Annotated in this window: 12 protein-coding genes; 1 reads left to right on the top strand and 11 read right to left on the bottom strand. The window is 42.6% G+C overall.

Annotation, left to right across the window (positions count from 1 at the left end; all coding sequences use genetic code 11):
- Positions 1 to 48: 48 nt before the first annotated feature.
- From glnA to miaA, 7 genes are all read right to left on the bottom strand, one after another.
- Positions 49 to 1,386 (bottom strand): type I glutamate--ammonia ligase, encoded by a 1,338-nt coding sequence (gene glnA / locus ERJ70_RS09445; RefSeq protein ID WP_209368848.1) that lies wholly within the window; start codon positions 1,384 to 1,386, stop codon positions 49 to 51.
- Between the two features lie 22 nt (positions 1,387 to 1,408).
- Positions 1,409 to 1,804, bottom strand: coding sequence for a MerR family transcriptional regulator (locus ERJ70_RS09440; RefSeq protein WP_053219578.1), 396 nt, complete (start codon positions 1,802 to 1,804; stop codon positions 1,409 to 1,411).
- A 289-nt stretch (positions 1,805 to 2,093) separates the two neighbouring features.
- Complete coding sequence (locus ERJ70_RS09435) at positions 2,094 to 3,335, bottom strand: methionine gamma-lyase family protein (RefSeq protein WP_209368847.1); 1,242 nt, start codon at positions 3,333 to 3,335, stop codon at positions 2,094 to 2,096.
- Positions 3,332 to 4,579 carry a GTPase HflX gene (gene hflX, locus ERJ70_RS09430; protein ID WP_209368845.1) on the bottom strand — a complete coding sequence of 416 codons (1,248 nt, stop codon included), beginning with the start codon at positions 4,577 to 4,579 and terminating at the stop codon, positions 3,332 to 3,334. Before hflX ends, ERJ70_RS09435 begins: the two co-directional genes overlap by 4 nt.
- A 94-nt stretch (positions 4,580 to 4,673) precedes the next feature.
- Complete coding sequence (gene spoVK / locus ERJ70_RS09425) at positions 4,674 to 5,588, bottom strand: stage V sporulation protein K (RefSeq protein WP_209368843.1); 915 nt, start codon at positions 5,586 to 5,588, stop codon at positions 4,674 to 4,676.
- 181 nt (positions 5,589 to 5,769) lie between these two features.
- Positions 5,770 to 5,994 (bottom strand): RNA chaperone Hfq, encoded by a 225-nt coding sequence (gene hfq / locus ERJ70_RS09420; protein ID WP_074597300.1) that lies wholly within the window; start codon positions 5,992 to 5,994, stop codon positions 5,770 to 5,772.
- Between the two features lie 37 nt (positions 5,995 to 6,031).
- A complete protein-coding gene (gene miaA, locus ERJ70_RS09415; RefSeq protein WP_209368841.1) occupies positions 6,032 to 6,967 on the bottom strand; it encodes a tRNA (adenosine(37)-N6)-dimethylallyltransferase MiaA in 936 nt (311 codons plus the stop codon).
- Positions 6,968 to 7,193: 226 nt separating this feature from the next.
- On the opposite strand from miaA, the gene ERJ70_RS09410 reads away from it, so the two are divergent.
- Entirely contained in the window at positions 7,194 to 7,442 is a 249-nt protein-coding gene (locus ERJ70_RS09410; RefSeq protein WP_209368839.1) for a GlsB/YeaQ/YmgE family stress response membrane protein, read from the top strand.
- A 542-nt stretch (positions 7,443 to 7,984) separates the two neighbouring features.
- Here ERJ70_RS09410 and ERJ70_RS09405 read toward each other — a convergent pair.
- From ERJ70_RS09405 to cotE, 4 genes are all read right to left on the bottom strand, one after another.
- Positions 7,985 to 8,476: a Dps family protein gene (locus tag ERJ70_RS09405; protein WP_245208160.1), complete on the bottom strand. Its 492-nt coding sequence runs from the start codon at positions 8,474 to 8,476 to the stop codon at positions 7,985 to 7,987.
- A gap of 582 nt (positions 8,477 to 9,058) precedes the next feature.
- A complete protein-coding gene (gene mutL, locus ERJ70_RS09400) occupies positions 9,059 to 10,933 on the bottom strand; it encodes a DNA mismatch repair endonuclease MutL (protein WP_209368837.1) in 1,875 nt (624 codons plus the stop codon).
- An 18-nt stretch (positions 10,934 to 10,951) separates the two neighbouring features.
- Entirely contained in the window at positions 10,952 to 13,564 is a 2,613-nt protein-coding gene (mutS, locus tag ERJ70_RS09395; RefSeq protein WP_209368835.1) for a DNA mismatch repair protein MutS, read from the bottom strand.
- A gap of 396 nt (positions 13,565 to 13,960) precedes the next feature.
- Positions 13,961 to 14,524, bottom strand: a complete 564-nt coding sequence (cotE, locus tag ERJ70_RS09390) for an outer spore coat protein CotE (protein WP_209368833.1) — start codon at positions 14,522 to 14,524, stop codon at positions 13,961 to 13,963.
- Positions 14,525 to 14,989 lie beyond the last annotated feature (465 nt).

The following is a 14,989-nucleotide window of genomic DNA, read 5'->3' as shown; positions in this document are numbered from 1 at the left end:
TTAAAGACAAAAAAACCCCTGACGCTTGTGCGCCAAGGGATTGATAGATTAATAAGTTTGCAGATACTGTTCGCGTTCCCAAGGGTGTACTTGTGTTCTAAACATATCCCACTCGATTTCTTTTGCTTCGACGAAATGTTCGAAAAGGTGCTCTCCAAGCGCTTCTACGATGATTTCATCTTTTTTCAATAGTTCTACTGCATTGTAAAGGGTAGCCGGCAAATCTTGTACGCCGTTTTCTTCCCTTTCTTCTTTATCCATGACGTAAATATTGCGATCAACAGCTGTTGGAGCTTCCATTTTGTTTTTGACACCGTCAAGACCCGCTGCAAGCATGACTGACATAGCCAAATAAGGGTTCGCGGCTGGATCGACGCTTCTCACTTCCACACGCGTGCTTAACCCCCTTGAAGAAGGTACACGGATAAGCGGGCTTCGGTTCAGACCCGACCATGCTACATAGCAAGGAGCCTCATACCCAGGAACGAGACGTTTGTATGAGTTGATTGTCGGGTTTGTTACAGCAGTGAAGTTGGTAGCATGCTTAATGATTCCCGCAATAAATTGATAAGCCGTTTCGCTAAGTTCCAGCTCTCCTTCGGGATCATAAAAAGAGTTTTTGCCGTCTTTGAATAGAGACATATTGGAGTGCATTCCCGAACCGTTCACGCCGAACAGCGGTTTTGGCATAAACGTAGCATGCAATCCGTGTTTACGAGCTATCGTTTTGACAACCAATTTAAACGTTTGGATATCATCACAGTGCTTCAAGGCATCAGAATATTTAAAGTCGATCTCGTGCTGGCCTGGCGCCACCTCATGATGGGAAGCCTCGATTTCAAAACCCATCTCTTCCAGTTCAAGTACGATATCGCGCCGGCAATTTTCGCCCAAATCAGTAGGAGCTAAGTCGAAGTAGCCTCCCTTGTCATTCAACTCAAGGGAAGGGTCGCCTTTTTCATCTAATTTGAAAAGGAAGAATTCTGGTTCAGTACCGATATTAAAAGCGGAGAAGCCTAGCTCTTCCATCTTTTTCAGGTTGCGCTTCAAGTTATAACGAGGGTCCCCTTCGAAAGGTGTGCCGTCTGGATTGTAAATATCGCAAATGAAACGTGCAACTTTTCCTTTTTCAGATGTCCAAGGGAAAACGACGAATGTATCAAGATCTGGATATAGTTTCATATCGGATTCCTCAATGCGAACAAATCCTTCGATAGAAGAGCCATCGAACATCATTTCATTGTCAAATGCTTTTTCTAGTTGACTTAAAGGGATTTCAACGTTCTTGATGGTTCCGAGCATGTCAGTAAACTGCAAACGGATGAATCGTACGTTTTCCTCCTTGATTTTTTGCATTATCTCTTCTTTCGTAAATTTAGCAGCCATTTATTCCTCTCCTCCTATATATTTAATGGAAGAATCGTGATAATTCTCCCTGGCGCAACGATGTTTTTCCCATACGTCCGGTACTGTAGAGCTCTTTTTGCAGCATTTTCCGCAATTCCTTTTCAGACAGTTCCGGGGCTTTTTCATTTTCCTTCAACTGTTTGGTTGTTGGGAGATCTTTTATGTTAAGTACTTGTTTGATGCCTGCCAAGTTAATCCCCTTTTCAATCAATTCTTTTATTTCCAGTAAACGGTCAACATCATTGAATGAAAACAAACGCTGATTTCCGTTTGTCCTGGCGGGATGAACCAAGTTATGTTCTTCATAATAGCGGATTTGTCTTGCTGTCAGATCGGTCAGTGACTTAACAATACCTATGGAAAATAACGGCATGGAACGTCTGTCCAGATCGCTCATGTAAAAACCCCTTTCCCAGTTATTTTTCCATAACTCCATTATACCTTCGGAACAATTATTGTCAAGGCATGTTAACTTTCTTCACATCAAAAAATAATTAATTTCTTGAATTTTCTTATAATAGAGTTAAGGGTTCATTTTCTTCTTTTTTAATTGTCTTTGCTTTCAGTAAATGCTCCTATCACTATAATAGGAAAATGATAGTCAACTTTTGTCCAAACACAAAATTCTTTTTGAATATTGCCATATAAAAGAATCAGCCACTTCAATGGCTGATTCTTTTATGTCATTATTTTAATAAATACCCTTTTTCTTGTAACGTCTTCACTGCTTCTGTTACCGCGATTTTTACGTGTGCATAAGTAAGACCGCCTTGGACATAAGCAGTATATGGCGGACGAATCGGTCCGTCAGCTGTAAGTTCAAGGCTTGCACCCTGAATGAAAGTCCCGGCAGCCATGATCACTTCATCTTCATACCCCGGCATCGCGGAAGGATAAGGCGTGACAAAAGAATTGACAGGAGATGCTTGTTGAATAGCCTGGCAAAAAGCGATCATTTGTTCTGCTGTATCAAAATTAACTGATTGGATCAAATCCGTCCTTTTCGCCTGATAGGCCGGCGTTGTTTGAAACCCTTTTTTTTCCAAAAAGCGCGATGTGAAAACGGCGCCCTTCACCGCTTCTCCAACTACATGCGGTGCCAAAAAAAGTCCTTGGAACATCTCCTGTAACATTCCGAGGCTCGCACCGGTTTCTTTACCTAGTCCAGGTGCTGTCAAATGGTTGGCACACTGTTCTACCAGATGTTTTTTACCGGCAATGTATCCTCCCGTGCGGACGATCCCGCCACCGGGATTCTTAATCAGTGAACCGGCAATCAAATCTGCTCCCACATGGAGCGGTTCTTTCGTTTCAACAAATTCGCCATAGCAGTTATCCACGAACACTTGCAAGTCCTTGTCCAAGTGTTTAATAAACTGAACCATCTCTTTTATTTCGTCGATCGTAAAAGATGGGCGGTCATGATAACCCTTCGATCGCTGAATAGCTACAACTTTTGTATTTGTCTTCACTGATTGTTTTACTTTATTCCAATCAATTGCTCCATTTCCCTTCAAGTCCACCGCACAATAATCGATGCCGAAATCCTTGAGACTCCCATTATTTGACCCACGGCTGCCGATCACCTCTTCTAAGGTATCATAGGGTTTGCCGGTCATATAAAGCAACTCATCCCCCGGACGCAGGAGACCGAACAGGGCTGTTGTAATTGCGTGTGTACCAGAGACGATTTGAGGACGCACCAATGCGTCTTCTCCCCCGAAAACTTCTGCATAAACTGCTTCAAGGGTTTCCCTTCCAAAATCATCGTATCCATAACCGGTTGTAGCATGGAAATGGCTGTCACTGACTCGATGTTTCTGAAAAGCCTGCAACACACTTCTTTGATTGGTTTCCGAAATCTTGTTTGTTACTTGTATTTGTTTTTGTATATCCTGTTCTGCTTCTTTGATGGTTGAATCAATCATTCTTTCTCGTGCTGCTCCTTCACCCTATATTTTAATGGATGGTCAGGGCTAATATAACCACTGACCCGATATCCATCTCTTTCTTCATCAAAATAACGGTCCGTCATAATCGTCTTTCTCCTCAATGTTTGAAGTAACTTACCTTCATCAGGCGGGAGAAAGGTCTGGTATGCTTCCCACTGCTCGATAAGTATTTGTTCAACTTCATGCAATACCCGCTTTAAATCGATTGGATCGTGGGCGCTTATCGTCATCGATGGATGTACGGAAGGAATAAAATCCTCCTGCAGGATGTCTTTTTTATTATAGACAGTTAGCATAGGCAGCTTTTCCGCTCCCAAATCCTCTAACAGTTTGTTTACTGTTTTCGAATGATTCTCCAAATCCGGGTGGGAAGCATCCACCATGTGGAGGATAAAATCGGCCTCTGTTACTTCTTCCAGCGTAGAGCGAAAAGCTGCAATCAATGTCGTCGGTAAATCTTGGATGAAACCTACCGTGTCCGTGATTAAGGCAGCAAACCCGGAAGGAAGCTGAATTTGACGCGTCATCGGATCAAGAGTTGCAAACAGTTGATTTTCTTCCAGTGATTCACTTTTGGTTATCCGATTAAAAAAAGTGGATTTTCCGGCATTCGTATAACCGACAATCGCTATTTGAAATGCTTTGTTTTCTTTTCTTCTGCTTCTATACTGTGCGCGTTGGTTCACAACTGCTTGCAATCTTGCCTTGATTTCGTCTATTCTTCGTCTAATGTGCCTACGGTCAGACTCTAATTTGGTTTCACCGGGACCACGGGTACCGATACCTCCTGCAAGCCGGGATAGCGACTTTCCTTGCCCATAAAGACGAGGAAGCATATATTCCAACTGCGCCAATTCCACTTGCAGTTTTCCTTCTTTTGTATTAGCCCGTTTTGCAAAGATATCGAGAATCAATTGACTTCTATCTATAATTCGTACACCGAGCCGTTCACCTAGATTTTTGGCCTGGCTTGGTGAAAGCTCGTCATTGGATATGACTAAATCTATTTCCCATTCCTCCACAATTTCAGTAAGTTCCTGCACCTTCCCTTCGCCCATGTAAAGAGCAGGATGTATCCTTTCCCGATTTTGTGTAATAATTTTCAGGACATTTCCCTGCGCTGTTTCCGTAAGAGACTGTAATTCACTCAGTGAAGATTGAAAGCGTTCCTCTTCTTGTCTTGGTTGTCGGACAGCTATGATTAGCACTTTTTCCTGCATCTGTTCAACCTCTTTCTCTGATTCTGCTTTCATCATATCAGATATATAACGAAATAAAAACTAGAACCTCGCGCAGCAAGGTTCTAGTTGCCATCTAATCCAAATGAAGATCACTTTTGGTGATGGTGGTCAGATCTTTGGTCGTTAGGTTTTGCTTTCTCATCAATCGGACAGCATGCTTTCGAATGGATTTCTCCAATAAATTACGTACAAAGCGGGCATTTGAGAAATCATGGCTTTTGTTCTGTTTTTGCTTGATTAAATAATCTTGCAGTTTCCACTCCGCTTCCTTCGTAAAGTGGTATTCCCTTTCAGCGGCCATCTGTTTGGCTATTTCGAGTAATTGCCCTACAGAGTAATCTTCAAACTCAAGGACGATTGGAAATCGAGAAACCAACCCTGGATTTAACGACAGAAAGTATTCCATTTCGTTTGGATAACCAGCCAAAATCAAAATAAATTCATTGTGGCTGTCTTCCATATGCTTCACCAGTGTATCAATCGCTTCTTTTCCGAAATCTTTATCACCGCCGCGCCCCAGTGAATAGGCTTCATCAATAAACAAAATGCCGCCTTTTGCCTTCTCGATTAAATCTCTTGTTTTCTGTGCGGTATGGCCAATATATTCTCCTACTAGATCAGCTCTCTCCGCTTCGATAAAATGTCCTCTAGACAAAATATTCATTTCAAACAACGTTCTGGCAAGCTGCCTTGCCACGGTGGTCTTTCCGGTTCCCGGGTTCCCCTTGAAAAGCATGTGCAGTACCTGTTTTTCCGCTTTTAACCCAGCTTTTTCCCTTTTTTGGTTAATGGTGATCGATGCGTAAATTTCTTTCATGGTATCCTTCAGGTTGGCTAAACCAATAAAGGATGAAAATTGATGGTCGATGTCAACAAATGGGTCATAGCTATTTTCTTCCCTTGTTTCTCTGGAGGTAGAGAGTTTTTCTCTTTCGTTTAAAATAATATTTATTTGGCCATTTCGTTTTAAAGATACTTGAGATTCCACATTACCACCCCTTATTCACGATATTATACGTGGAAAGGGCAGCGAGTGTGACATTCGCCCATAGTCCGGCGGCAAACAACATCGTCCTGGAACCGGACGCGATTAAAATTAAAAAAAGGCGCTCGATGAACGCCTTTTTTGTTACCTATATCCTTACAGCCGATACGGAACCTCTTTGGTATTATTCCTTTTCCAAAGCAACGTTCTTAACTGGCGCAAACGTCGAAATAGCATGTTTGAAAATTAATTGCTGCTTACCGTCCGTATCAAATAGAACGGTAAAGTTATCAAAAGCTTTCACGGTCCCTCTCAACTGAAAACCATTTAATAAAAAAACGGTGACTTGAATCCGTTCTTTCCGGAGTTGGTTTAAATATTGGTCTTGAATATTTACCGATTGAGACATAGTTTTTCCTCCTCTTTTTATCTGTACTATGTAATTTCTATTTTTTCTTTAGCATTCCTGCTAATTCCGATAAAATTATTTCAAATTGTTCCTCCTTTTGTCCAGTTTTTATCGTGTACCAATGAATATCCATCTTATTCTTAAACCATGTCAACTGTCGCTTGGCAAACCTTCGAGAATTTCGCTTTAACAAATCGACAGCTTCATCCAGGGTCATTTCCCCTTTAAGATAAGGAATTATTTCTTTATATCCAATTGCTTTCATGGACTGACTGTTTGCAAAACCTCGATTATATAGATTCTTTACTTCTTCCACAAGCCCTGTTTCAATCATTACGTCAACCCGCTCGTTGATCCGTTGATAAAGTAAATCCCTTTCCATTTCCAAACCAATGATAATAGGACGATAAGGAGAGTCTCCCTTTTGCCCCGCTTGATATTCACTCATCGTTTTGCCTGTCTTTTCATATACTTCCAAGGCACGGATGACTCTGCGCTTATTATTGGGATGGATCTTTTCAGCTTGTTCCGGATCTACTCGTTGCAGCTTGGCATAGAATGAATCGATTCCATACTGATTGATATCCTTTTCAAGTTTTGCATGAAAGGTATCATCTCTCTTCTCGTCAGCGAAAATATAACCGTTTAAAGCAGCTTGTATGTATAAGCCAGTTCCTCCGGCGATAATTGGTAAATGATTTCTTTCCGTGATCTCCCTCACATAATCCGCTACTTTTTGTTGGAATTCTGCAACAGAGAACGTCTCGCCGGGCTGCTTTATATCAATCATGTGATGTGGCACGCCTTTTGTTTCTTCTTTTGTTATTTTTGCCGTCCCTATATCCATTCCTCGATAAATTTGCATCGAGTCGCCGCTGATTACTTCTCCGGAAAAGTTCCTGCCTATTTCTACGCTCAAACTGGTCTTTCCGACAGCTGTCGGACCAACAACCGCAACTACAACTGGTTTCATGCTAATACTCCTAAGATTATAAATTAACGTTTTGGTTATACTATCCTTTTGATAAACCATTATACATCAACTTTGATTTTTCGCAATCTTCTCGTCTGACAATCAATCTAAGCAAGCGTTTGGTTTTTACTTTGTCAGGGTACATGTTTTATAAACGCAGTATCCTATACTGTAGTTTTCAACTTAACAGCAAAAATAGCGAAATACTAAAAGGAGGCAACACAATATGGGTTTTATTATCTATTTAATAGTCGGCGGACTAATCGGTTGGCTTGCTGGTTTAGTAGTCGGAAAGGATTTACCGGCAGGTATTTTCGGTAACATTATCGCAGGTATTATCGGTGCATGGATTGGAGGAGAATTGTTCGGGGAATGGGGTCCTGAACTAGGTGGCATTTATCTTATCCCCGCATTAATCGGTGCGATTATTTTCGTGCTAATACTAAGTCTCATCATCCGTGCAGTAAGAAGGTAATAAAAAGGAGGCGCTGTTTCATTCAGCGCCTCCTTTTTCGGTTGTTATACGCTCGTACACGGGTTGCTTGGTAAAGAAAAGCTGTTATACACTGCGAACTAACTTTCTCATTGAGTCCTTCTATCCCTCCATAGAAGCAGTGTAGACCAACGCTGCGTAAATACCTTGTGCTTTTTGCGCGGGCGCCTGGTGAACTTACTAGAACAAGCGCTCTGCGGGTACCTCTCTTCCCGCAGCACGAGTGTTTACGATGGGACGAGTAATCGCAGTCCCACGGAAAGCGAGTGTTTTTTCCACAGCGCCGGATTAGCACTGTATAGGATGGGAGGAAGCTGTTACTGCGTGAGCGTTATGTCGTATTTTATATGTTTCATAACTAAATCTCTTTGAAAGCAGTTGTCCATCGTGGAGGCTTTTTAATAAAAGCTTATGCTAAGGAGAACTTGGAAAAGAAGCAATCGTGGATTAAAAAAACTTGCAGAAAAACACAAGGTTTCTCTACAAGTTGAATGCATGGTTAACACTATTCTTATGTGAACTTATTATTTTAGATGGCCTTCAAAAGCAGTCAACATCCACACATGTTTTTCCAAACGACCCTGTAGTTCGTTTAACAGATCAAGCGATGGCTGGTCATTCACTTCTTCCGCCAACTTACCGCCTTTCTCTTTGATTTCATCGATGATCGTCTGATAATCGCGAGAAAGCTGGGTGACAATTTCATCTTCTGTATCGTCTGCCTGTGCTTCATGGATGGTCGCCTCTTTGATGTATTTATGCATAGTGGCCAAGGGCCTACCGCCGATAGCAAGTACCCGTTCCGCTATGTTATCCAAGTCTTCTGCTGCCTCGTTATAAAGTTCCTCGAACACCTCGTGTAATTTAAAAAAGTGTCTGCCAGTGACAAACCAGTGGTATCGATGAAGTTTAACATATAGCACCGCAAAATTTGACAGCTCTTGATTTAAAAAATTGATCAATCGTTGATTTTCCGGCATATTTTCATTCACATGCACATTTAAGTTTTCCGCCATTTTCCATCACACCTTTCTATAGGGTTATTTTTTTATTATGTACGCGAATTATACATAATCGTTAACTGTTGTTATCTAAATACCCCGCCAACACTAATAACAAACATGAAAAGCGTTAAGAAAGAAACGGCAGAAAACTTCATTTCGCAGTTTGTTGCTTCTCGAATAAGCGGTTAAACTGCAAACTATATTTTAGATCCCTACCGCCCAAACAACAGAGGAGAGAATGTCTCGCTAAAAAAACACTATGTCGTATTTTCTCTCTATGTTCAAACAGTCCAAAGGACAAAAGCGCAAGCGCCTGTTTAAAGGAGTACAGACTAGAGCCGCCACGTCCTGTAGCAACGCCTGCATGACCCACATCGTTTGGGCCTCCGACAAGCTTAAGAACAGCCTCGGCGTGGCGCTTTTTGCCACACAGAGGGTGGGCTTAAGACCTCGAGGGAGGAGGCGCTGGAGCTGGACGTGGCTGTTTCAGCCAATAATGATCCACAGACAGTCAAATTTATCATTTCCTATACAATTAAAAGCTTGCAGAAAACTGTATTTTCTACAAGCTGGCAATCATTCTGTTTATAACAATCACATCACACGCTTGAACATTTTTTCCATATCATAAGGAGAAAAATGGGCAATAATAGGACGTCCGTGCGGGCAAGTGAACGGATCGGTCGATTTTCTCAAGTCTTCTAGCAACCGGAACATATCATCATGATTCAAGTAATGGTTTGCTTTAATGGATCGTTTACAGGACATTAAAATGGCCGCTTCTTCCCTGATTTTTTTAATATTCACTTTTTCATCAGCGATTACTTGCTCAACAATTTCCTGGATAACTTCCTCTTCAAAACCTTTAGGGAACCATTGAGGATGCGATCGTATTGCGTAACTTTGTTCACCAAATGGTTCAAAGAACAAACCGATCCTCCTAAATTCTTCCTGGTATTGTTCGATCAGCAAGGCTTCCTGTTTTGAAAAGTCAAAAGTTAAAGGCATTAAGAGCTCCTGTACTTCATTTGGCACTTCTCCGATTTTCTCTTTAAAAAATTCATATTTTATGCGTTCCTGGGCGGCATGCTGGTCGATAATATACAAACCATTTTCATTTTGTGCAAGAATATAGGTGCCATGATGCTGTCCGATAGGGTACATAGCTGGTATTCGGTCGGTTTTCGTTTCCTGCTCTTCTTCAATGGCCTGTACTGGTTCTGCAGTCCAATCCCGACTATCCTCTTGATGAGGATACTGTTCCACCTCCGGGAAGGTTTCCTTCAGTCGCTCATCCATTGATAGTTCCGATGCTTCTTCCGCTGTTTTAGCCAGCCGATCGTCAATCATCCCGACATGTTCCTGCCCATCATACATTTGGGTGTTTTCCTTTGCCGTCGGATAGGGAGCAGGTTCATGGAATTCAAAACTGTTTTGTACACTTGGCTGGCGATTAGGCTTGGGTTGACTTGCCTCAGGGATGAGCGTCTCTTTCCGGAAAGCTTCCCTTATGGTAGATTCAATTGCTTCAAACAATTCTTTCTCCTTGCTGAAACGCACCTCCAGTTTAGCCGGATGCACATTTACATCGACCAATATGGGATCCATTTGGATGTTCAACACAACTAACGGGTGTCTTCCAATCGGCAACAGCGTATGGTACCCTTTGGCAATTGCCTTGTTCAAGGCGATACTCCTGATAAACCGGCCATTGACGATAGTGGATATATAATTTCTCGATGCCCTTGTCACTTCCGGTTTGGCCACATAACCTTTAATGGAAAAATCAAGCGTAGAGTGCTCAACCGGGACCATTTTTTTTGCAACATTCATTCCGTATACTTGAGCAATGATTTGCAGTAAATCTCCCCTCCCGGGCGATCGAAACAGCTGCTTTTCATTATGATAAACTTCAAAGCGGATAGTTGGATGAGATAAAGCCATCCGGTTCATTACATCGGTAATGTGTCCCAGTTCTGTATGAATCGTCTTCATGTATTTTAGACGGGCAGGTGTATTAAAAAACAAATTTTCCACAACGATCTCTGTACCCTGCCTGGCATCACTTTTTGATTTTCTGACCAGTTTTCCTCCTTCAAGTTCCAGCAGGGTACCTGCTTCATCTCCGGTCGAGGATTTAACGGTCAACCTGCTAACGGCCGCGATACTGGCAAGTGCTTCCCCTCGGAAACCAAGTGTCCGAACATGAAAAAGATCATTTTCCTCACTTATTTTACTGGTAGCGTGGCGGAGCACAGACCGTTCACAGTCCGGTTCACTCATTCCGTCCCCGTTATCCGTTATCTTTATTCTCTCTAGTCCAGCTTCAGACACTTCGATTTTGATAAAGCTGCTGTTCGCATCGATGCTGTTTTCGACCAGCTCCTTTACAACGGAAGCCGGACGTTCGACAACTTCACCCGCCGCTATTTTGTTCGCAAGTGCGTCCGGCATTTGCTTTATACGCATGCTATTCCTCCTCACCAGTTACTTTTTCGCTTTCTTCTGTAGTTGATAAAGGATATTCATCGCTTCCAATGGAGTCAATTCCATGATATCCAGGTCCACTAACTCTTTCGCTAGTGTTTGTTCCCGCTTGGAACGTGTCTGAACATTGGAAGGGCGCTCTTCCTCCGGTACAAAAAAGGACATCTGCTGTTCAGGTTCCTTTTCCACCTGACGGGCTGGTTTGGTTTTTTCAGGGGTGCCGGAATGATTTTGCTCTGTTTCAAACTGCTTTAAAATATCCGAAGCTCTGGAAATTAATTGATCGGGCAATTCGGCCAGCTTTGCTACATGAATCCCATAGCTCTCGTCTGCCGCTCCAGGCTGAATTTGATGCAAGAATACAACATTTCCTTGGTATTCTTCTGCACGGACATGAATATTTTGGACGGCATCCAGTGTATTTTCCAAACTGGTCAACTCATGGTAATGGGTTGAAAACAACGTCTTTGCCTTCACATGGTCATGGACATACTCGATAATCGCCTGAGCCAACGCCATTCCATCATAGGTGCTTGTCCCTCTGCCGATTTCATCCATTAAAATTAAACTGTTTTCAGATGCCTGGGTAATGGCGTGTTTTGCTTCCAGCATTTCTACCATAAACGTACTCTGACCCGAAACAAGGTCATCAGCCGCACCGATCCTGGTGAAAATCTGGTCAAAAACAGGTAAAGACGCTTCCTCACATGGCACAAAGCAGCCGATTTGCGCCATGATTGCCGTAAGAGCAAGTTGACGCATATACGTACTTTTCCCTGACATATTCGGACCGGTGATCAGCAATATTTCCGAAGACTCATCCATATACACATCATTTGGCACAAAGGATTCGCCTTTCATTACTTGTTCGACCACCGGATGTCTCCCCTGTTTTATGGAGATTTTTCTTGATCCATTAAAAGTTGGTCTTACATAGTTATTCTCTTCACTAACTGCTGCAAAGCTTTGCAGGACATCGAGTGTGCTGACCTTTTCAGCTAAAGCCTGCAGAGCAGGAATGTATTGTTTCACTTTTTCCCGCAATTCTACAAATAACTGGTATTCCAAATCAACACTTTTCTCCTCTGCCTCAAGAATAAGAGACTCTTTTTCCTTCAATTCTGGTGTGATAAATCGTTCCGCATTTGTCAGCGTCTGCTTCCGCTCATATTTTCCTTCAGGAAGCAAGTGCAAATTAGCACGGGTGACTTCAATATAGTAACCAAACACACGATTATACCCAATTTTTAACGATTTGATATTTGTCGCCTGCTTTTCCCGCTGCTCCAATTCTGTTATCCACTTTTTACCGTTCTTGGAAGCGTCGCGGTACTCATCTAAAGTAGGATCGAACCCATCCTTGATAATTCCGCCTTCTTTAATAGTTAATGGTGCGTCTTCTTTTATGCTTTCCTCCAACAATTCAGCCAGCCCGCGAAGCTCGTCAATTCCCTCCGCCAGCGAACGGACACTCTCATTTTCGAATTGGGACAAAAGCTGTTTGATTGCAGGGATATTTTGAAGAGATTGTTTTACCTGGATCAAATCCCTGGCATTGACATTTCCATAGGAAACTCTTCCAGCCAGGCGTTCTAAATCATACACGGTTTTTAGTGCCTCCCGGATTGATTCCCGCTCGAAGAACTGCTCTAAAAATGCCTGGACAACAGCAAAACGTTGGTTGATCACTTGTTTATTCAGCAAAGGCCGTTCAAGCCATTTTTTAAGCATACGTGCTCCCATGGCTGTGACCGTCTTATCAAGAACCCAAAGCAGACTACCCTGCTTCCCTTTGCGCAGTATAGTCTGTGTCAGTTCCAAGTTACGTTTTGAAAACATATCCAACGACATATATTCCTGTAATTGAATAATTCTTGCTGGCTGCAGATGGTCAAGTGATCGTTTTTGCGTATTCTGCAGGTAATTCAGCATCCTCCCGAATCCCTCTAATAACTGCTTATCCTCTGTCAACTGTTCTGTCAGATCATGAAAACCTTCTTTGATACTGTATTCTTGTTGATAGGATACCGTTACTTGCAATCTTTCACGTAAATCCGTTTGATAGTTTTCCGGGAGATCAGGAGAAACGACGATTTCTTTTACAGGCTGGTTGAACAATTCACTCAGTACAGCGTCCCATCCTGAGGAAACGCGCGCGACACTTGTTTCTCCCGTGGACAAATCGTTATACGTAATCACATATGTATTGCCGGAAAATTCACTGACACTGGCAAGAAAATTATTTTCTTTTTCTTCCAGCATGGTTCCTTCCATAACCGTCCCGGGAGTAATCAGCTGCACGACATCCCTTTTCACCACACCCTTAGCCGTTTTGGGATCTTCTACCTGCTCACATATGGCAACCTTGTAACCTTTTTCTACGAGGTTCTTTATGTAGTTCTCAGCGGAATGGTAGGGAACGCCGCACATCGGAATTCTTTCATCGGCGCCACCATCCCTGCTTGTTAACGTGATTTCCAGCTCCCTGGAAGCAGCAAGAGCGTCTTCAAAAAACATTTCATAGAAATCTCCCAAACGGAAAAACAGAAAACAATCTTTGTGCTGCGCTTTTATTTTCAAATACTGCTGTATCATCGGTGTATATGTCGACATGTTTTTTCCCCCACAACTAAAAAATCTATCTTACATTATATCATAATACAGTTGTAGGACTTAAGAGTACGCAGTTGAAGAAATAACAGAATGATCATAATAAAAGAAGGCAGTTGAAAACAAGGCCAAAAGCGCAAGCGTCTGTTTAAAGGAGTATAGACTAGAGCCGCCACGTCCTGTGGCAACGCCTGCATGACCCACATCGTTTGGGCCACCGACAAGCTTAAGAACAGCCTCGGCGTGGCGCTTTTTGCCACACAAAGGATGGGCTTAAGACCTCGAGGGGGTAGGCGCTGGAGCTGGACGTGGCTGGTTCAGCCAATAGTTATCCACAGACAGTTAAATTTATCATTTCCTATAAACAAAAAAACGAGAGATTTCTCCCTCGTTTTCCACTTATTCTTCCTCTTCAGTCGCTAAAAAGTCAGGATTAATGTCCTTGAACTCTTCATCCGACAATTCAAAGTCCCAGTCGTCGTCATCCGCGACGTATCCATGTGGATCCACTTTCACGCACACTTTTGTTTCTCCGATAACTTCCACTAAAAATTCCCGCTCAACTTCGACAAGGATTTTATGATCGTGGCTGGCAATCTTGCATTCTAGACAATTTGGCTGCTGAATCACTTTAGCAAACACTTCATAATCATCATTCAGGGTTTGATCATCTTTTACAGAAAGCTTTACTAAATCACAATACGTGACCCGTTCGGTAACTACCTCTGTTTTGGTGTTATCGTTATAAGAATACCAGATATTCACATCATAACTACCATTGATTTCTACCGTGTCTTCACCTTTTTTCCGGGCGTTATATAAATGATTTATCACCCAGCAGCCAAGAATACTGGAGGGTCTATGTGAAGGGGTGATCGTGTTGGTATCCTGGATGAATTTCCGGCCTTTTCCGATAACGGCTTTTGTTATGATTTCCCGATACTCCTGATCCAGAAATGACATAAGAACTAAAACCTCCTCTTTTTTCATAGTCAGTTTATGCATGGCAATCACCTATAGTGCATCCTTTTTTCCAATTGATCCGCGGTAATTGACATGATAGGCTCTACAACATCCTATGCAGATGCCCAGCAAAATGTACATAAACCAAAAGAGGAAGATTCCAATAAGTAAAACGGTTTTATATGAAAATATACGCCAGTTGTACTTGGCTCGTTCGGGCTTCCGTAAAAACAAAGCAACTCAAAATGAACAAAAGCGCAAGCGCCTGTTTAAAGAAGTACAGGCTAAAGCCGCCACGTCCTGTGGCAACGCCTGCATGACCCACATCGTTGGGGCCTCCGACAAGCTTAAGAACAGCCTCGGCGTGGCGCTTTTTGCCACACAGAGGGTGGGCTTAACCTCGAGGGGGGAGGCGCTGGAGCTGGACGCGGCGGTTTCAGCCAATAATTATCCACAGACAGTTAA

The sequence above is a fragment of the Sediminibacillus dalangtanensis genome, from assembly GCF_017792025.1.
Taxonomy (GTDB): domain Bacteria; phylum Bacillota; class Bacilli; order Bacillales; family Amphibacillaceae; genus Sediminibacillus; species Sediminibacillus dalangtanensis.
The sequence above is the reverse complement of the archived record's forward strand: the minus strand, read 5'-3'. Positions and strand labels throughout refer to the sequence as shown.

Excerpts from the sequence above, each read along its gene's own strand:
- glnA (WP_209368848.1), bottom strand. The coding sequence starts at position 1,386 with ATGGCTGCTAAATTTACGAAAGAAGAGATAATGCAAAAAATCAAGGAG.
- ERJ70_RS09440 (WP_053219578.1), bottom strand. The coding sequence starts at position 1,804 with ATGAGCGATCTGGACAGACGTTCCATGCCGTTATTTTCCATAGGTATT.
- ERJ70_RS09435 (WP_209368847.1), bottom strand. The coding sequence starts at position 3,335 with ATGATTGATTCAACCATCAAAGAAGCAGAACAGGATATACAAAAACAA.
- hflX (WP_209368845.1), bottom strand. The coding sequence starts at position 4,579 with ATGCAGGAAAAAGTGCTAATCATAGCTGTCCGACAACCAAGACAAGAA.
- hfq (WP_074597300.1), bottom strand. The coding sequence starts at position 5,994 with ATGTCTCAATCGGTAAATATTCAAGACCAATATTTAAACCAACTCCGG.
- miaA (WP_209368841.1), bottom strand. The coding sequence starts at position 6,967 with ATGAAACCAGTTGTAGTTGCGGTTGTTGGTCCGACAGCTGTCGGAAAG.
- ERJ70_RS09410 (WP_209368839.1), top strand. The coding sequence starts at position 7,194 with ATGGGTTTTATTATCTATTTAATAGTCGGCGGACTAATCGGTTGGCTT.
- ERJ70_RS09405 (WP_245208160.1), bottom strand. The coding sequence starts at position 8,476 with ATGGCGGAAAACTTAAATGTGCATGTGAATGAAAATATGCCGGAAAAT.
- mutL (WP_209368837.1), bottom strand. The coding sequence starts at position 10,933 with ATGCGTATAAAGCAAATGCCGGACGCACTTGCGAACAAAATAGCGGCG.
- mutS (WP_209368835.1), bottom strand. The coding sequence starts at position 13,564 with ATGTCGACATATACACCGATGATACAGCAGTATTTGAAAATAAAAGCG.
- cotE (WP_209368833.1), bottom strand. The coding sequence starts at position 14,524 with ATGTCATTTCTGGATCAGGAGTATCGGGAAATCATAACAAAAGCCGTT.